This window comes from Bradyrhizobium sp. 2TAF36, from assembly GCF_052114925.1.
Classification (GTDB): domain Bacteria; phylum Pseudomonadota; class Alphaproteobacteria; order Rhizobiales; family Xanthobacteraceae; genus Bradyrhizobium; species Bradyrhizobium barranii.
Genome location: NZ_JBFRFR010000016.1, coordinates 13971 through 32056 on the forward strand (window position 1 = coordinate 13971; position 18086 = coordinate 32056).

Sequence of the window (18086 nt, forward strand, 5' to 3'; positions counted from 1 at the left end):
GCTGACGACCATGTTCGCCCTGACATTCCTCGGCACCTCGGCAAGCGTTCCCTCAGTGGAGCGCAACCATCCGGCCCTCCTGGTGGAGGCCGCGGGCAAGCGCATCCTGGTTGATTGCGGAGAGGGCACGCAGCGCCAGTTGCTGCGCAGCGGCGCCGGCTTTCGCCGGCTCGACCGCATCCTGCTGACGCACGGGCACCTCGATCACGTGCTCGGCATCCCCGGTCTCTTCTCGACGCTGGGGTTGCGGCAGACCTCCGACGTGATGACCGTTCATGCGGGCCCGGGCACGCTCGACATCGTCGTTCGCATGCTCGCCGGCTTGTGGGGCGCGGGCAGGGCGCCGATCCCTGTGGCGTTCGCACCGCTGACCGAGGGGCAAGTCATCGATGCCGGCGACTTCACCATCGACTGCTTTCCGGTCCGCCACCGCGACACCGACAGCTTTGGCTTCTCTTTCCAAAGCCCCGCGCGCCGCCACCTTCTGCCCGAGCGCCTCGCGTCTCTCAGTGTCCCGGACGGGCCAATGCGCGGAGAGCTGGCCGCCGGACGGCCGGTCGTGATCGCCGGTCGAACCATCGATCCGGAGGACGTCCTGGGTCCGCCGGGCGGCGGGAGGAAGCTCGTCGTGGTCGGCGACACTGAAACCACTGATGGTCTATCCCGACATGTCGCCGACGCCGACTTGCTGGTGATCGAGGCGACGTTCCTCGATCGTGACGCCGCGACCGCGCGGGACTACGGCCATCTCACGGCGACCGAAGCCGCTTCGTTTGCCGCCGCCAACAACGTCAAGCAGCTCGTGCTGGTCCACATGTCGGGACGGTACGACGATGAAGAGATATTGGCCGAAGCGACAAGGGTGTTTCCGAATACGCGGATCGCCGCCGACTTCGATCACATCGTGATCTAATCGCCATCACCGCACTCAGCTCGTCAATCCAGACTTGATCGTGAGATCCTGGACTTGGGCCGTCGCCTGCATCAGCCGCGGCAACGCCTGGTCGCGGAAGGCCGCCATGTCCATGCGCATCGCATCGACCGTGACGCTCAGGCCGCCGATCACAAAACCCTGAGCGTCGAAGATCGGCGTTGCCAGCGTGCGCAGGCCATAGGCATTCTCGCCGTCGGAGACGGCATGGCCTTTTTTCTTCACCTGATCGAGCCGGGCGAGCAGTGCATCGAGATCGGTCAGCGTTCGCTCCGACAGTTTGACGCGAGGACGCAACTCGAGCCGCTCGATCTGCTGGTCGCGTGGCAGATGCGCCAGCATGACATGACCGAGCGCGGCGCTGTAGGCGGGGATGCGCGTGCCCGGCCGGCGGTCCATCTTGTGACGGTCGAGGCCGGCACCGACGCGCGCGAGATAGACCACGTCGCCGCCATCGAGAATGCCGAGCGAGGCCGCATCGCCGACCGCTGGGACGAGGTCGCGCAGCAGCGGCTCGACGATCGGCCGCAACGAGCCGCGCGACAGCACGGTGTAGCCGAGGTCGAGACAGGCGACGCCGAGACGGAACCGGCGACTTTGCGGAACGGCCTGGAGATAGCCGAGTTCGGTCAGGGTCTGGATCAGGCGGAACGCCGTCCCGCGATCGAGTTCGGCCCGTGCGGCAATCTCACTCAGGGTCAGCTCGAAGGTTTCGCTGGTGAAACTCTTGAGCACGGCAAAGGCCTTGCCGACGGAGGCGACATAATTCTTGGGATTTTTGGCGCTAGTTTCCGATACGCGCTTCGCTGCCTTCCCTGCGACCTTGGCCATGCTCGAATGCCCCACCATGACAGCCATGCCCTTGACGTCGGGCCGGGCTGATTTTACGACTGCACCAGCAAATAACAAATGTTCGCATTCCGAACAACATCGTTCTGACGATCGGAGGAAGTTTTGTCGACATCATCGCTGCACCCTCATGGCGTGTTCTCCGCCGCGTTGACGCCGCTCGACGCTGAGCTTGCTCCCGATCATGCGCGCTTCGTGGACCATTGTCGCTATCTGCTCGACGAAGGCTGCGACGGCATCGCGATGCTGGGCACGACGGGTGAGGCGAACTCCTTTTCGGTGGCCGAACGCACGGCGCTGCTCGAGGCGGTGGTGGCCGCCGGCATCGCGCCGCGGCGGCTTTTGCCCGGCACCGGCGTTGCCGCGCTCAGCGACACCATCGCGCTGACGCGCCACGCCCTCTCGGTCGGCGTCGACACCGTGGTGATGCTGCCGCCGTTCTACTACAAGAACGTCACAGATGACGGCATCTTCGCCTCCTACAGCGAAGTGGTGCAGCGCATCGGTGATGCGCGCCTGAAAGTCGTCCTCTATCACTACCCGCAGATGTCGGCGCAGCCGATCTCGCATGCGCTGATCGAGCGGCTGCGCAAGGCCTATCCGGCCACGTTCACGGGCATCAAGGATTCGTCCGGCGACTTCGCCAACATGACGGCGATGGTCGAGCGCTTCCCGGGCTTCGCTGTCCTCGGCGGCGCCGATCCATTGATGCTGCCGCTGCTGCGCAGGGGCGGCGCGGGCTGCATCACCGCGACCTCCAATGTCATCGCGCGCAGTCTTGCCTATGTCTTCAAGCACTTTGGCGACAGTGACGACGATCCGGCGCTCAAGGCGGCGCAGGCGCGCATCGTGAAGGCGCGCGAGCTGGTCTCGCAATTTCCGCAGATGGCCTCGCTGAAGGCGCTGGCGGCCGACCGCACCAAGCATGCCGGTTGGCAGCGCCTGCGGCCGCCGCTGGAGTCTTTGCCGCCGGACCAGCTGAAAGAGCTGCTTGCGAATGCTGCGGCATTCGCAGCCTCCGCCTAGGCCCGGTACGGACGACGAGGCGATCTGATGTCCGACTCATTCCAGGATGCATTGGCCGGGCTCGCCGCGATCGTCAGCGACAAGCACGTCATCGCGTCCGGAGCCGACCAGGAGCCTTATGTGGTGGACTGGCGCGGGCGCTATCGCGGCCGGGCGGTCGCGGTGGTGAAGCCCGGCTCGACCGCCGAGGTCGCCTCCGTCGTCAAATACTGCGCCGATAGGCGCCTTGCGATCGTGCCGCAAGGCGGCAACACCGGCATGTGCGGAGCCGCGACGCCGGACGATCACGCGGGCAATGTCGTGATCCGGCTCGACCGCATGCGAGCCGTGCGCGACGTCAGTCCGCTCGCCAATACGATCACGGTCGAGGCCGGCTGCATTCTCGCCGAGGTCCAGAATGCGGCGCGTAGCGTCGATCGCTACTTTCCCTTGAGCCTGGGTGCCGAGGGTTCCTGCCAGATCGGCGGCAACATCTCGACCAATGCCGGCGGCACGGCCGTCCTGCGCTACGGCCCGACGCGCGATCTCGTGCTCGGGCTCGAAGCCGTGCTGCCCGACGGGCGTATCTTCAACGGCCTGCGCGCGCTGCGCAAGGACAACACGGGTTACGCGCTCAAGCAGCTCTTCATCGGGGCGGAAGGCACGCTCGGCATCGTCACCGCGGCGGTGCTGAAACTGTTCTCGCCGCCGCGCAGCTCGGCGCTGGCGCTGGTGAAATTGCAGGGTGTCGCGCAGGCACTCGAGATCATGGCGCGCCTGCGCGGTGTGGTCGGCGACCGGCTCGGCAGCCTCGAAATCATGTCGCGCTCGCAGATCGAGGCGATCGCGGAGACCGTGCCGCATGTCACCATCCCGTTCGAGCTGACGACACCGTGGTATCTGATCGTTGAGTTGACGGACACGCTCGCGGGCGTCGATCTCGACGAGCCGCTCGCCACGGCGTTGGCGGATGCGATGGAGGCCGGCATCGCCGAAGACGTCATCCTGGCCTCCAACCTCGCGCAGGCGAAGGCGATCTGGGCCGTCAGGCACAGCGTGTCCGAAGGCAACAAGCGCAGCGGCTATGTCGTCTCGCACGACAGCGTTGTGCCGCTGGAGCGCCAGGCGGACTTCGTCACCAATGTCGAGGCGCGAATTATGGCCGCTGTGCCGCATGCCCGCGTGGTGATGCATGGCCATATCGGCGACGGCAACATCCACGTGATCGCCCTGATCGACCGTGCGCATTGTCAGGAGCCGGCGACCACGGCCGCCCTGGTGGCGCAAATCAATGAGATCGTCGACGATGAGACCGCAGCGCAGGGCGGGGCGATCAGTGCCGAGCACGGCATCGGGATCACCAATCGCGTCCGGCTGGCCCGTGTCGCCGATCCGCTCGATATCGAGCTGATGCGCGGCATCAAGCGCTTGCTCGATCCGAACGGCCTGATGAACCCCGGCAAGATCTTTGGCGCGGGAGCAGCATGACGATGACGGTCGTGCGCCTGCTTGCCGACGATCTCACCGGCGCGCTCGACACCGCGGCGGAGTTCGTCGGCCTGTGCGGACCGTTCGACGTCACCTGGGCGGATTCGCCCGCGGCTCCGAGCGCGCAAAGCCTCGCGATCGACAGCGGCACCCGCGAGCGGTCGAAAGCCGACAGCGTCGAGATCGTCGGACGGCTGGCGCCGCAGCTTCAGGGTGGGACGATCGCCTACAAGAAGGTCGATAGCCTGCTCCGCGGTGCCTGGGCGGCCGAGCTCGGCGCCTGCCTGCGCGGCGGCGATTGGGCGTCATGCGTGGTCGCACCGGCCTTCGACTATCAGGGACGCCGCACCATGGGCGGCCAGCAATTTGCGCGTACGGTCCAAGGCGACTGGCATCGTGTCGGTGACAATCTCCTGGCTCAACTGCAGCTCGAGGGCATCGATGCACGGCAGGGCCGGGCCGATACGCTGTCGCAAGGCGGTGTTCAGGTCTTCGATGCCGAGAGCGACATCGACCTCGATCGCGTCGTCGAAATGGCGCGGCAGATGCCGGGGCCCGTGCTGTGGTGCGGAAGCGGCGGGCTGGCCGGCGCGCTCGCCCGCGGCCATCGCGCCGATGCGCCTAGCCGGCTGAAGCGGCCGGTGCTGGGGCTGTTCGGTTCCGACCAGGCCGCCACCGCCTCCCAGCTCGCAGCATGTGGCGAAGCCACCATCGCGTTGGCCGAAGGTGAGGGGGGCGCAGGCGTTCAACGCAAGCTGGCTGACGATGGCGTGGCGCTGGTGAAATTCGCGCTCGCGGATGGCCTTTCGCGCGCTGAGGCCGCCCAGCGGATCGCGCGCGAGCTGACGACGCTGATTGCGGTGCTCAATCCGCCCGGAACCTTGATCGTTGCTGGCGGCGAGACCTTGAAGGCCGTATGCGTTGCGCTTGGCGCGCATGCGCTCCAGGTGACGGGGCGTATCGTGCCGGGGCTACCGCGCTCGATTCTGCAAGGCGGCCGCTGGGCCGGCGTGGATGTCATCTCGAAATCCGGCGCGTTCGGCACCAGCGAGCTGTGGCGCGATCTGCTCCGGGATAATCATTTGCTCAATACGGGGAGCCCGACATGACCTCTCGTCATCTTGCCATTACCATGGGCGATCCGGCCGGGATCGGCCCGGAGATCATCGTCAAGGCCTGCCTCGGGCTGAAGGACCGGATCGCGACAGGCGATCTGCGCATCCTGATCATCGGCAGCGGCGCCGCGCTCGATGGTGCCAAGGCCGCGCTCGGCGCTGCCGTTGCGATTCCGGAGGTGAGTGCCGACGATGCTGACTGGCCGAACCTCTGTTTCCTCCAGGCGGATGTCGAGGGCACCCCGATCAAGCCCGGCGTCTTGAGCGCCGATGGCGGCCGCTTTGCCTACAAGGCGATCGAACAGGGCGTGCTTCTGACCCAGGCCGGGCGGACCTCCGCGATTGTCACCGCGCCGCTCAACAAGGAAGCACTCAACAAAGCCGGCTATCACTTCCCTGGCCATACCGAGATGCTGGCGCACCTCACCGGCGTGCGCGGGTCGGTGATGCTGCTCGCCCACGGCAACATGCGCGTCAGCCATGTCTCGACCCACGTGGCGCTGGAAGACGTGCCGAAGCGTCTGACGCCGGAGCGTCTGCGCATGGTGATCGATCTCACCAACGAGGCCTTGCTGCGGCTCGGTATCGCCAAGCCGAAGATTGCGATCGCCGCGCTCAATCCGCATGCCGGCGAGGGCGGTCTGTTCGGCCGGCAGGATATCGACGTTTCGGCACCGACGATTGCCAAGGCCGTCGCCGATGGCCTCGACGTCGTCGGCCCGGTGCCCGGCGACACCATCTTCGTCAAGCTGCGCGCCGGCCAGTACGATGCTGCGGTCGCGATGTATCACGACCAGGGGCACATCCCGGTCAAACTGCTGGGCTTCCAGGTCGATCCCGCGACCGGGCGCTGGCAGGAGCTCTCCGGCGTCAACATCACGCTGGGCCTGCCGATCATCCGCACCTCCGTCGATCACGGCACCGCCTTCGACATTGCCGGCAAGGGCATTGCCAACGAGCACAGCCTGATCGAGGCCATCGACTATGCCGAGCGGCTCTCCGCTGGCGTCTCCGCCTCCRAGTCATGAGATCTAGCGCACGATGACCAACGCCTTCACGCCCATCGAAATCCAACGTCCCACCATCCTGGAATTCGGCAACGGCACCATCACGGCTGCTGCGCGCTTCGCCGAGCGGATCGGCGCCAGGCGGCCGCTGGTGATTTCCGATCCGTTCAATGCGTGCCGCGTCGATGCGCTGGCGCTGCCGGGGGCAGTGAAAGTGTTTGGCGACGTCAAGCCTGAACCGGACCTGCCTAATCTGGAGAAGGCGGTGGCGATGGCGAAAGAGGTCGCGCCTGATCTCGTCGTCGGCTTCGGCGGCGGCAGCGCGATGGATCTCGCCAAGCTGGTCGCGGTGCTCTGCACGAGCGACGTGGCCTTTGCCGATATCGTTGGGCCGGAAAAAGTCGCCGGCCGCAGCGTGCCGCTGATGCAGATCCCGACCACGTCGGGCACCGGCAGCGAGGCCGGCACCCGCGCGCTCGTCACCGATCCTGTCAGCCAGAACAAGCAGGCGGTGCAGAGCCGCTTCATGCTTGCTGATATCGCCATCGTCGATCCTGATCTCACAATGACCGTTCCGAAGGAGGTCACTGCGGCCACCGGCGTCGATGCGCTGGCGCATTGCGTCGAGGCCTATACCAGCCGCAAGGCGCATCCCATGATCGATCTCTACGCGATCGAGGGCGCGCGGCTGGTCGGGCAATATCTCAAGCGGGCGGTCGCTGACGGCGGCGATCGCGAGGCGCGCGCGGGTCTCTCCCTGGCCTCGCTCTATGGCGGCTATTGCCTTGGACCGGTGAACACCACCGCCGGGCATGCTGTCGCTTATCCGCTGGGCACGCGCCATCATGTCGCACATGGGCTCGCCTGTGCCTTGATCTTCCCGCACACGCTGGCCTTCAACATGCCGGCAGTCGAGGCGAAGACGGTCGCGGTGCTGGCGGCGCTCGGCCTGCCGGCGCAGAACGATGCGAAGCTCGCATTCGACGCCACTTACGAGTTCTGCAAGAACCTCGGCATCGAGATGCGTCTGTCCGCGCTCGGCGTGCCCAAGGGCGATCTCGGCGTGATGGCCGACGAGGCCCATGCCATTCGCCGCCTGCTCGACAATAATCCGCGAGACCTCGGCCGGGATGCGATCCTGAACATGTACGAGGTCGCGTTCTAGTCACCTCCGCCGCGCGCGGCACCCAATCAACAAAACAGTAGCAGTAGAGGAAACTTCGATGAGATCGATGTGGCTTGGTCTTGTGTCAGCCGTGCTGCTGGCGACGTTGCCGGCAAAGGCGCAGGACGGCTATCCGGCCAAGCAGGTGACGGTGATCGTCCCCTTCGCCGCCGGCGGTACCGCCGACATCTTCGCGCGCATGGTGTCGAACCATCTGCAAGTGAAGCTGGGCAAGCCGTTCGTGGTCGAGAATGTCGGCGGCGCCGGCTCGATCCTCGGCGTGACGCGGCTGGCGAAATCGGCGCCTGACGGCATTACGCTCGGCCTTGCCAGCACCTCCGCGCTCGCGATCAACCCCACGCTCTACGGGCCCAAGCTCAGCTACCAGCCGGACAGGGACCTGGTGGCGGTCGCCCAGATCAGCGTCGTGCCGAACGTGCTCGTGGTGAATCCCAACAAGATCAAGGCGCGCACCGTGCCGGAGCTGATCGCCTATCTGAAGGCGAACCCGGACAAGGTCTCGTTCGGCTCGGCCGGCGTCGGCACCTCGCAGCATCTTGCCGCCGAACTGTTTCAACAGATGACAGGTACCAAGATGGTGCATGTGCCCTACAAGGGCTCCAGCCAGATGCTGACGGATCTGTTGAGCGGCCAGATCGATCTTGCCTTCGACAACGTGCCGCTGCTGCTGCCGCAGGTGAAGACCGGCCAGCTCGCGATGCTCGCCACTGCAACGCCCAAGCGCGCCGCCTTCGATCCGGAAGTCCCGGCCGTCGCCGAATTCCTGCCGGGCTTCGAAGCGGTGGCCTGGCACGGCTTCTTCGTTCCCGCGGCCACGCCGAAGCCCATCGTCGAAAAGCTGTCGGGCGAGATCCGCGCCTTCATGCAGCAGCCGGAGACGGTGCAGAAGATGGCCGAGCTCGGCGCGGCCGCGGTTGCGGTCGATTCCGAACCTTTCAAGGCCTACATCGCCTCCGAGACGGAGCGGTGGAAGAAGGTGATCGAAGCGGCGAATATCAAGCTGGAGTAGGCGACGGTCGTTTATCTGGCGGACGGGTCGCTGTCGGCTCGGCTTCCTCACGAGCCCCCGCCGCTTCAAGGACGTGTTCGATGGGTCGGCGTTTCTGGTGTCGATCGTTATCGGCTGCGTGGCGGGGATCTCCGCGGGGCTTATGGTCGAGCCGAAGGAAATCGGCCGGCAATTTCTCCTGAGCGTCCTGGCGGCCGGATACGCTGGCGCTGACTTCATCGACGCGTTCGTGAAGAAGAGCGTCCCCGACATCAACAAGGTTGCGGAAGCGGCCAAAGCCGTCGGCGGGCCGGAAAACTTGCCGGCCGTGAAGGCGTTGGCGGTGAGGCTCCGGCCGTCGCCAACGCGATCCGCGCCAAGGCGGCAGCCGGGACTTGAAAGCCTGGTCGAAGGGGAAGGCGGCGATCGGGTGGTTTGTCGGGGCCTGATATCTGTCCGTCAGGCTGCGCTGATTTAATAGGCGAAAGGCCGGCGCCGCGTGTCGGGACGAGGGGCGGACAATTCGCAGCTTGGCAAAGGAGAGACGTGTCATGACTGTCCTGCTGAGAAACACCTTCAAGGCCTGGATCGACCGGGCGCCAGGCGCGCCGCCCAAGCTGGTCATGGTCGGCGACGTGAGAGTACCGACCGATGGCTGGCAGGCCCGGCTGACCAGGCGTTCGCCGCAAGGGATCAACCCGAAGATCCTGATCCTCGACGTGAACACGCAGCAGCCGGGTGGCGAAGCGCAGGAAGCGATCACCACGATCCCGCTCCGCTACGAGGAGAGCCCGCCGCAGGACGAATACGGCCAGGTGATGATCGCGAACGGCAAGGCTGAGATCGTGGTTCGAGTCTGCGGCTCGAACTAGCTGAGGCGCTGATGAAGCAGCAGACGGGGGGATTTTCGGCCGCAGGCATCAGCGAACTGGATCAGGCGCTGCCTGCGCCGGCGGGTCTTGGTTACCGGCGCAGTCGGGCCGCCGGTTCACAGGCCCGTGCACCGCAGCGCTTGCCAGCCCAAGGCCGAGCGGGTAGAACGCTGCCACGCCTGAGCCGTGATTTGCGCCAAACGCGCTTCCGGCCGCAGCTGAACAAGTCAGCAAGCTATTGAATTTGTTCGGCTATTCCGTTGGGGAATGGTGTAACGGTAGCACAACAGACTCTGACTCTGTTTGTCTTGGTTCGAATCCAGGTTCCCCAGCCAGTTCCGGGCGATTTACCCAGATCATAACTTGCTCTGAATCGGGCCCGCGTCGCGAGCCTGACGTGYCGTCGGCAGGCCTTTCCTTTCGTCGGTGCCACCTCGGCGCGTTGGCCCGACTCATCGCGTCCGCGATGCGCCGCCCCGCGATGCAAGGCGAAATGATTAGCGGCGCTTCTTCCGGCCCGTCTTGGTGGCACGCTTTTTCGGCGCCCGTCGCTGGCCGCGACCTGCATCTGCCGCGCCCCATGGAATTTTCGCGCTGACGCGCGTCTTGGCGCCGACGAGATTCGGCGTCTGGTTGTATTTGAGGCGACGGAGTTTGGCCGTGACGAGCTCGTTCAGCTCCCGGAACGATGGATTGGCGCCGCGGTCTCGTTGTTCGCGCAGCACCTTCGCCATGCAGAACGTGTAGGCGCCATACGATGTGACGCCGTCACGATATTCATAGGATAGCTCCTGCTCCTGGCAGGCCTCGAGGAGAATCGGCAGATAAGGACCGTGATGCCCGAGCTCGGCCCGCGTCTTGTTGTATTCCTTGTCGGGCTGGGTGCGGAGCGCCATGCTGCGCCCGAGCCGCTGCGTGGCGCCGTTGTCGCCGAGATAGTCGGCGCCGTTCTTGCTCTTGCTCAGACTCTCGTTGAGGGGCGGGAACTCGCGCGGCACCCACATGCCTTCGCTTGCCTCCCACCGCAGCGCCCGGTGGCGGATATCGTCGGGCGGCGTCAGGCCGCGGATACGCGGACCACCGTCACGTGTCATGCCGCCGGAATGGCAGCAGTCGAGCATGGCGACGAAATAGCAGTCGTACGGAAGCTGTGAGTAGAGCTGGCTGAACTGGCGGTCGAGAATGGCGTGCTCGGGCGTCCAGTCGAAATCATAGGGAACCAGGCACTCGTCGACGCTATCCGGTGCGCCGCTCGGGCTGTATCTGGGAATCTGGGCGCCATGGCCCGAGTAGAACAGCATACGCTCGTCACCGTCGCGGACGCCCTCGAGCAGCCAGTGAAGCCTTTCCATGATGCCCTGCGCCGTCGCCCGCTCATTGAGCACGACGCGTATTTCGTCCGGCTTGAAGCCGCTTTCCTGCAGCACCGAGCTCATGAGGAATACGTCGTTGACGCATCCTTCGAGCCTGTCCGCGGGTTTGGGATAGTCGTTGATGCCGATCAGCAGGGCGCGGCGGGTCGGCCGGGCGTCAATGCGGGCAATTCCCCGCGCGGCGCTGACGATGGAGCGTGACGCCGGCACCGGGACCACGTCGTGCCAGACGGTGGCGACGGTCTCGGGGCGCGACAGGTACCAGGTCGCGTTGTGATTCAGGAGATCGTTGGGGACATCGAACGGTGTCAGTACCTGCTGAAAATTGTCTGCGGCGATCTCGAGCGGATAGGTGAGAACGTGATCTTCCCGGTTGAACAGATGGTACCATTTCCGGCAGGGAAGGTCCTGAATGCGGCCTGCGAAGACGTCGCGCACCGCGGGATTGCCGATCTGCGAGCCGAACGTGACGAAGACCTTGTCCCTGATCGCAGCGGGGTTGCGCACGAACGTGTCGTAGCAGATCAGCGAGCCGAGACTGTGAGCCAGGACAACGTCGTAGTTGCCGCTCTTCAGCTTGTCGAGGACTGCGCCGCGCAGCGCGGCCTGCAACTGCTCATCCACCGACCACTGGGCGACCATGCCCGCGGTCCATCTGATCAGGGTCGGTACGTCATCGAGGCCGCGCGTGCCCGAGAGCAGATCACCGATCCCATGGACTGTCGCGCTCGCCAGCAGCTTCGCCAAGGCGATGCTGTAGGTGACGAGGTTGGGCGGGCTCTTGTCGAACAGGTCGTCATACGAGAGGAAGTCGATGGCCGGGTTGAGGCTCTGATCGACGGACTGGACGGCGCGTATGATCGCCTCGGACCATGACTTTCGAAACTCGGCGTCGATCTCCGCGTGACCGACGCCGTGGACACAAAGCAATGACAGGCGGGTGCTCATGAAAGCTGCCTTCTGCTCAATTGCAATCTGAAGTAGCCGATGTGCGAGCGCAAACGTCCGGGATGATGTCACGGCGCGGCGAGCTTCAAATGTGAAGTAGCGCACGAAATCCTCGCGACAGTTTGCCTCACCTTGCGGGTGCGATGACGTGTCGGATCGCCGTGCGCCGCTTCGTCCTTGGGGCAGGCAACCCAAAGGAGATCCCGTGATGCCCTATGTCGATGGTTTCGTGCTGGCCGTGCCGAAGGACAAGATCGAGGCCTACAAGGCGCTGGCGCGAAAGGCCTGCGCCGTGTGGATGGAACACGGCGCGCTCGATTACGTCGAGTGCATCGGCGACGACGTGCCCTATGGCGAATTGACCTCGTTTCCGCGCGCGGTGATCGCGAAGGAGGACGAGGTCGTGGTGTTCTCCTGGATCGTCTACCGTGACCGGGAGACCCGCGATGCCGTCAACAAGAAGGTGATGGCCGATGAGCGGCTCAAGGGCGCCGACATGCCCTTCGACGGYAAGCGCATGATCTATGGCGGCTTCACGACGCTGCTGCGGGCGAGCGACATCGTCGGCTGACGGCGTCTCGCAGGGTGGGTTGGCGACAGCGTCACCCACCGCCTCTGCGTTCGCGGAAACACACGGGGGCCGGGTTACGCCAGCGGACCGCGCTTGGCACAGTCGCAGTGTTAACCCACCCCTGCAGATGGCAATGACGTCCACCGTTCGAGTTACCGCGTTCGCGCCGGGCGACGCCGGATTTGAACGCCGCCCGCGCCGGCGCGTTCGCTGCCTCCCATGCAGCATTGCGCAAGTCCGTTTCGTCTTGCCGGTGTCCGGCTGGCATGCCATCCTAGATCCACCAGGCATAAACAAACGGAAGCGGGCGCTTAGCCTGAAGCTTCCAAAATAGCTTGGTTGGGGAAACCCTTTGGGAGGTCTGATTTGATGAATTTCAAGCACGTCACCGGGCTGTTTTGCGCAGCCGCGATGTTCCTTGCGCTCGGCTCCGGCGCGCAGGCCCAGGACAAGGTCATCAAGATCGGCGTCATCATGCCGATGTCCGGCGGCACCGCCTCGATCGGTGCGCACGCCAAAGCGGCGCTCGAAGTCGCCATGGACATCATCAACAACGCCCATCCTGAGCTTGGCAATCTGCCGCTGGCGAAGAACGCCGGCCTTGCCGGCCTCGGCGGCGCCAAGATCGAGGCTGTGTTCGCCGACAACCAGGGCAACCCGGCGACGGGCCAGAATCAGGCGCTACGCCTGATCACGGAAGAGAAGGTGGCGGCCGTGTTCGGCTCCTACCAGTCCGGCGTCACGCTGACTTCGAGCGCGATCGCCGAGAAATACGGCGTTCCTTTCCTGAACTCGGAATCGGTCGCCGCCAATCTCACCGAGCGCGGCTTCAAATGGTTCTTCCGCACCACGCCGATTGCGACCGATTTCGCCAAGATCTATGTCGACTTCCTCGCCGACATCAAGGCGCAGGGTGCCAAGACCGACAGCGTCGCGGTGGTCCATGACAACACCGAATACGGCACCTCGGTCGCCAACACGATCGCCGGCGCCTTCAAGGAAAAGGGCCAACCGATCGCGCTCGACATCGCCTATCCCGTCAATGCGACCGACTTGCAGGGCCAGGTGCTCCAGCTCAAGGACAAGAAGCCCGACGTCGTCATCATGATCAGCTACACGTCGGATGCGATCCTGTTCRCCAAGACCATGCAGTCGCTCGACTACAAGCCGGCCGTGCTGCTGGCCGACGATGCCGGCTACTCCGATCCGTCCTTCACCAAGGCGGTCGGCAAGATCTCGCAAGGCGTCTTCAACCGCTCGTCCTGGGTCGTGGGACCGCCGGGCTCGGCGTCCGCCATCATCGCCGAGATGTACAAGAAGAAGAGCGGCGAGGAGATGGACGACACGGTCGCCCGGCAGATGCAGGGCTTCTTCGTGCTGGCCGATGCCATCGACCGCGCCGGCTCGACCGAGCCTGCAAAGATCCAGGCCGCGCTGAAGGCGACGGACCTAAAGCCCGAGCAGCTCATGATCGGCTACAAGGGCGTGAAGTTCGACGACAAGGGCCAGAACATCCTGGCTTCCGGCGCCATCATCCAGCTCCAGGATGGCGAGAACTACGTCGCGGTATGGCCGAAGGCCAATGCCGAGAAGGCGCCGGTACTGCCCTACAAGGGCTGGTAAGATTGCCTGAAGGCGGGACCGCGCGTCCCGCCTTTCCCAGAATGTTTTGATCAGAGCAACGCAGCTCATGTCCTTCGTACTCGTGCAGGTGATTGTCGGCGGGCTTCTGCTTGGCGCCGTCTACGCCCTGTTTTCCTCGGGCCTCACGCTGGTGTGGGGCATGATGAACATCGTCAATTTCGCGCATGGCGACTTCGTCATGCTTGGCATGTACGTCGCCTATGTCGTCTATACGCTGATGGGGGGCGGGCCCATCCTCGGCGCCCCACTGGCGACACTGGTGCTCGCGACCGTCGGGGTCGTCGTCTATTTCGCCCTGATCCGCGACATCATGAAGGGGCCGATGCTGGCGCAGATCCTCGGCACGTTCGGGCTCGCGCTGCTGCTGCGCTATTCCGTGTTCTGGTGGTTCGGCGCCAACTTCCTGTCGATGCCGTCGAATATCGTCGGCGGCACTTATGCGTTTGCGGGCCTGCGGATCGAAGCCTCGCGGCTGCTTGCCGGTGTCGTCGCGCTGCTGGTGACATTCGGCCTCCACCTGCTTCTGACGCGCACATCGCTTGGTTCAAAAATGCTGGCGGTGGCGGAGGATCAGACCGCGGCTCAGCTTATGGGCATCAGGCCCGATACCATGCAGGCGATTGCCTGGGCCATCGCGGCCGGCGCCACCGGCCTTGCCGGCGCGCTGATCGCGAACTTCTTCTACATCGTGCCGACGGTCGGCGAGACGCTCGGCATCGTCGCCTTCGTCACGGTATCCCTTGGCGGCTTCGGCAGCGTGCCAGGCGCGCTCGTCGCGGGCCTGTTGATCGGCGTCATCGAGTCGCTCTCCGGCTATCTGATCGGTGCGGTCTACAAGGACATCGTCGTCTATGTCCTGTTCCTGTTCTTCCTCTGGTTCCGGCCGCAAGGCCTGATGGGCAAGCTCTGATGAGAAAGCTGCAATGCGGCGCTTGATCTGGCTCTCAATCGTCGCAGCACTGGCGATTGCCTATCCGTTGCTGCTGTCCTCGCCGTTCCAGCAGCGCTTGGGCGCACTGGTGCTGCTCTATGCCATCGCCGCGTCGGCCTGGAACATCGTCGGCGGCTATGCCGGCCAGGTCTCGGTCGGCCATGTCGTGTTCTTCGGCTGCGGCGCCTATGCCGCGATGGGGTCTTACGCCAAGTTCGGGCTGTCGCCACTGTTCGGCATCCCCGGCGGCATCGTGCTGGCGGTGGGGCTTGCCGCGATCATCGGCGTGCCGACGCTGCGGCTGTCGGGTCACTATTTCAGCATGGCGACGATCGCGGTCGCCGAGACCATGCGGCTGATCGTCACCAACACCGACTGGCTCGGCGCGGCCGTGGGTCTTTCCGGTCCAACGGTCCCGCGCAACATCTTCGATCTCTCGTTCCTGTCGTCGCTGCCGTACTACTACCTCTTCCTGGTCGTCCTCGTGATCACGCTGCTCGTCACCTGGTGGATGACCAACAGCCGCATGGGATTCTATCTGCGCGCGATCAAGGATTCCGAGAGGGCCGCACGTTCCCTGGGCGCACCCGCGAGCCGGACCAAGCTCTACGCCTACATGCTGAGCGCGGCGCTGACGAGCGTTGCCGGCGCGCTCTATGCGATGATGTTCGGCTTCGTCGATCCCGAGTCCGGGCTCGGCATCCTGATCTCGGTCAAGATCCTGATCATGGCGGCGCTGGGCGGGGCGGGGTTGCTGTTCGGTCCGCTGGTGGGAGCCGCGATCCTCGTGCCGCTGGAGGAGATCTCCAACAGCTGGCTTGGCGGCAAGGGGGCCGGCCTCACCTTCGTCCTGTATGGCGCGATCATCGTGCTGATCGCACGCTTCCAGCCCGGCGGCCTGCTCAGCCTGTTCATGGGACGACGGAAGCCCGGCGCAGATAAGGGAGCCGGCCATGCTCCTTGAGGCGCGCGGGATCACAAAGGCGTTCGGCAGCTTCAAGGCGGTGGACGATGCGTCCGTCACGCTGGAGCAGGGCGATATTCTCGGCCTGATCGGCCCGAACGGCGCCGGCAAATCCACCTTCTTCAATTGCCTCACCGGCGACCTCAAGACCACCTCGGGCCGCGTGCTGTTCGAGGGGACCGACATCACCGACTTCGCGCCGGAGCAGCGCGCCGGGCTCGGGCTTGCGCGCACCTTCCAGGTGCCGCAGACCTTTGAAGGCATGACGGTGCTCGAGAACGTCATGATCGGCGCCTTCCTGCGCACCTCGCATCGCCACGAGGCCGAGACAAGGGCGCGCGCGGTGCTGGAGCGCGTCGGCATGAGCAGGCTTGCGGATGCGCCAGCGCGCTCGCTGGGCACACCCGGCCGCAAGCGGCTGGAGATCGCCCGCGCACTGGCGACCGAGCCGAAGGTGCTACTGCTCGACGAGGCCATGGCCGGGCTCAACGCCCACGAGGTGAGGCTCGCCATCGATCTCGTGCGCGACATCCACCGTTCCGGCATCACGCTCGTCATCGTCGAGCACATCATGGAAGTGATCATGTCGCTTGCGAGCCGCGTGATGGTGTTTCACCAGGGCAAGGAGATCGCCCGCGGCTCGCCGCGCGAGGTCACCTCGAACCCGGCGGTGATCGAAGCCTATCTCGGCAAACGCGCGGCGAAGGCCGCGGCCGGCCATACGCCGGTCGAGCTGATGGGCGGGCGGGACCTATGAGCGGCGCGCTTCTTCGGATCGAGCACCTCGAGGTGCGCTATGGCGACCTCATCGGTGTCTCCGACGTCTCGCTGGAAGTGCCGGAGGGCAGCGTCGTCGCGCTGCTCGGCTCCAATGGCGGCGGCAAGACCACGACGCTGAACGCAATCGCGGGTCTCATTCCCGTGCATTCCGGATCGATCAGCTTTCGCGGCGAGGACATYGCCGGCCAGAAGGCCTTTGCGATCGTGCGCAAGGGACTGGCGCTGTCGCCGGAAGGCTGGCGGCTGTTCGTGCAGCAGAGCGTCGAGAACAATCTGATGCTCGGCGCGACGCCGCTGCACGACAAGTCGCGCCAGGCCAATTTGCTGGAGCGTGTCTACGAGATCTTCCCGCGCCTGAGGGAGCGCCGCAACCAGCGCGCCGGCACCATGTCCGGCGGCGAGCGGCAGATGCTCGCGGTCGGCCGCGCGCTGATGAGCGACCCGAAGCTGCTGATGCTGGACGAACCGTCGCTCGGCCTCGCGCCGGCGGTGGTCGAATCCATGTACGAGACCTTTGGCCGCCTGCATCGCGAGGGCCTGACCATCCTGCTTGCCGAGCAGTCGATCGAGCTCGCTCTGGAAGTCTCGGACTTTGCGACCGTGCTCCAGGTCGGCAAGAGCGTGCTGTCCGGCACGGCCGCGGCGCTCGCACAGGATCCGCAGGTGCAGAAGGCCTATCTCGGCGTCGACTGATTGATCTCCGCCTGGAGCAACAGCAACAGGCAACCGGCCAGCCGCGTCTCCATCTCTTTTGATCCAAGCGACAGCGGCCCGGGATCGTTGAGGATCGCGTTCACCAGCGAGCCCAGTATGACCTGAAAGCCGAAGGCGATCGTGAGGGTCTTGGCGGCTTTGCGTCCCTTGCCCATGGCCGGGAGCAGGAGAGGGGTCGCGCGTTGCGTCGTTGCCTTCGCGAGGGCCTTGAACGGCGTCCATTTGTCCGGACGGGTGTCATCGTGCTGAAGCGCGGCGCGCAGCACGCCCTCGTGGTTGCGCATCCAGGCGATGATCCCGCTGACGATGATGTGGCAGAGCTTGTCGAGGTCCGCATCCGGCGATGGGCGCCGCATGTCGCCGAGCCGTTGCTCACCGTCGCGCGCAGCCAGCGCCATCAGTGCGTTGAAATAGGCCTCCTTGCTCTCGAAGCGGCTGTAGAAGGCGCCGACGGTGGCGCCGACCTCGGTGCAGAGCGCCTCGATCGACAGCTCGGCCAGGCTGCGCGTGCGCAGCATGTCGGCGCCGGCGCGCAGCAGCGCCAGCGTCGTCTCGCGGCTGCGCTTCTGCCGCGACGGGGCAACGCCGGGCAGGTCGAAATCGGGTTCGTCCGAGCTTGGCCGCATCCGTGCTTGCATCCGGCTAAAACAATAATAATAATTCGGATTATAATTTAGGCGTGGCCGAGCCACGGGTCAACCGCAGCCGCCGGGCAACATC

General features: G+C 65.1%; 18 protein-coding genes and 1 tRNA gene. 16 read left to right on the plus strand and 3 right to left on the minus strand.

Annotation, left to right across the window (positions count from 1 at the left end):
* The first annotated feature begins 10 nt into the window (after positions 1-10).
* Positions 11-913 (plus strand): ribonuclease Z, encoded by a 903-nt coding sequence (gene rnz / locus AB4Z51_RS11400; protein ID WP_441497419.1) that lies wholly within the window; start codon positions 11-13, stop codon positions 911-913.
* A 15-nt stretch (positions 914-928) separates the two neighbouring features.
* Here the strand turns inward: rnz and AB4Z51_RS11405 are convergent, their stop codons facing one another.
* Complete coding sequence (locus tag AB4Z51_RS11405; RefSeq protein ID WP_441497420.1) at positions 929-1789, minus strand: IclR family transcriptional regulator; 861 nt, start codon at positions 1787-1789, stop codon at positions 929-931.
* A 96-nt stretch (positions 1790-1885) separates the two neighbouring features.
* Here AB4Z51_RS11405 and AB4Z51_RS11410 point away from each other — a divergent pair, with 96 nt between their 5' ends.
* The 9 genes from AB4Z51_RS11410 (at position 1886) to AB4Z51_RS11450 (ending at position 9776) form a co-directional block, all read left to right on the plus strand.
* On the plus strand, positions 1886-2806 hold the full coding sequence (locus AB4Z51_RS11410; RefSeq protein ID WP_439034646.1) for a dihydrodipicolinate synthase family protein: 921 nt from the start codon (positions 1886-1888) through the stop codon (positions 2804-2806).
* Between the two features lie 27 nt (positions 2807-2833).
* Positions 2834-4273: an FAD-binding oxidoreductase gene (locus tag AB4Z51_RS11415; protein WP_439034647.1), complete on the plus strand. Its 1440-nt coding sequence runs from the start codon at positions 2834-2836 to the stop codon at positions 4271-4273.
* A gap of 2 nt (positions 4274-4275) precedes the next feature.
* Positions 4276-5382 (plus strand): four-carbon acid sugar kinase family protein, encoded by a 1107-nt coding sequence (locus AB4Z51_RS11420; protein ID WP_439035743.1) that lies wholly within the window; start codon positions 4276-4278, stop codon positions 5380-5382.
* Positions 5379-6416, plus strand: a complete 1038-nt coding sequence (gene pdxA, locus AB4Z51_RS11425; RefSeq protein WP_441497421.1) for a 4-hydroxythreonine-4-phosphate dehydrogenase PdxA — start codon at positions 5379-5381, stop codon at positions 6414-6416. Before AB4Z51_RS11420 ends, pdxA begins: the two co-directional genes overlap by 4 nt.
* Before the next feature lie 13 nt (positions 6417-6429).
* Complete coding sequence (locus AB4Z51_RS11430; protein ID WP_441268303.1) at positions 6430-7560, plus strand: iron-containing alcohol dehydrogenase; 1131 nt, start codon at positions 6430-6432, stop codon at positions 7558-7560.
* Between the two features lie 58 nt (positions 7561-7618).
* Entirely contained in the window at positions 7619-8590 is a 972-nt protein-coding gene (locus tag AB4Z51_RS11435; RefSeq protein WP_441256502.1) for a Bug family tripartite tricarboxylate transporter substrate binding protein, read from the plus strand.
* 97 nt (positions 8591-8687) lie between these two features.
* On the plus strand, positions 8688-9047 hold the full coding sequence (locus AB4Z51_RS11440; RefSeq protein WP_441268302.1) for a hypothetical protein: 360 nt from the start codon (positions 8688-8690) through the stop codon (positions 9045-9047).
* Positions 9048-9120: 73 nt separating this feature from the next.
* On the plus strand, positions 9121-9441 hold the full coding sequence (locus tag AB4Z51_RS11445) for a hypothetical protein (RefSeq protein ID WP_063983883.1): 321 nt from the start codon (positions 9121-9123) through the stop codon (positions 9439-9441).
* Between the two features lie 261 nt (positions 9442-9702).
* Positions 9703-9776 (plus strand) — tRNA-Gln (locus AB4Z51_RS11450).
* Positions 9777-9938: 162 nt separating this feature from the next.
* Here AB4Z51_RS11450 and AB4Z51_RS11455 read toward each other — a convergent pair.
* Entirely contained in the window at positions 9939-11762 is a 1824-nt protein-coding gene (locus tag AB4Z51_RS11455) for a caspase family protein (RefSeq protein ID WP_441268288.1), read from the minus strand.
* Between the two features lie 208 nt (positions 11763-11970).
* On the opposite strand from AB4Z51_RS11455, the gene AB4Z51_RS11460 reads away from it, so the two are divergent.
* From AB4Z51_RS11460 to AB4Z51_RS11485, 6 genes are all read left to right on the plus strand, one after another.
* Positions 11971-12333 carry a DUF1428 domain-containing protein gene (locus AB4Z51_RS11460; RefSeq protein ID WP_441268287.1) on the plus strand — a complete coding sequence of 121 codons (363 nt, stop codon included), beginning with the start codon at positions 11971-11973 and terminating at the stop codon, positions 12331-12333.
* 369 nt (positions 12334-12702) lie between these two features.
* Entirely contained in the window at positions 12703-13956 is a 1254-nt protein-coding gene (locus tag AB4Z51_RS11465) for an ABC transporter substrate-binding protein (RefSeq protein WP_441497422.1), read from the plus strand.
* Positions 13957-14023: 67 nt separating this feature from the next.
* Positions 14024-14887, plus strand: coding sequence for a branched-chain amino acid ABC transporter permease (locus AB4Z51_RS11470; protein ID WP_071914968.1), 864 nt, complete (start codon positions 14024-14026; stop codon positions 14885-14887).
* Positions 14888-14900: 13 nt separating this feature from the next.
* The gene (locus tag AB4Z51_RS11475) at positions 14901-15872 is read left to right on the plus strand and encodes a branched-chain amino acid ABC transporter permease (protein ID WP_071914966.1); all 972 of its coding nucleotides are present in this window, start codon (positions 14901-14903) and stop codon (positions 15870-15872) included.
* Positions 15862-16629 carry an ABC transporter ATP-binding protein gene (locus AB4Z51_RS11480; RefSeq protein ID WP_071914964.1) on the plus strand — a complete coding sequence of 256 codons (768 nt, stop codon included), beginning with the start codon at positions 15862-15864 and terminating at the stop codon, positions 16627-16629. Before AB4Z51_RS11475 ends, AB4Z51_RS11480 begins: the two co-directional genes overlap by 11 nt.
* Positions 16626-17345 carry an ABC transporter ATP-binding protein gene (locus AB4Z51_RS11485; protein WP_441268286.1) on the plus strand — a complete coding sequence of 240 codons (720 nt, stop codon included), beginning with the start codon at positions 16626-16628 and terminating at the stop codon, positions 17343-17345. The genes AB4Z51_RS11480 and AB4Z51_RS11485 overlap by 4 nt, the downstream gene beginning before the upstream one ends.
* On the opposite strand, the gene AB4Z51_RS11490 is transcribed toward AB4Z51_RS11485, so the two are convergent.
* Positions 17327-17992 carry a TetR/AcrR family transcriptional regulator gene (locus AB4Z51_RS11490; protein WP_441268285.1) on the minus strand — a complete coding sequence of 222 codons (666 nt, stop codon included), beginning with the start codon at positions 17990-17992 and terminating at the stop codon, positions 17327-17329. The two genes, AB4Z51_RS11485 and AB4Z51_RS11490, sit on opposite strands and share 19 nt — an antisense overlap.
* Positions 17993-18086 lie beyond the last annotated feature (94 nt).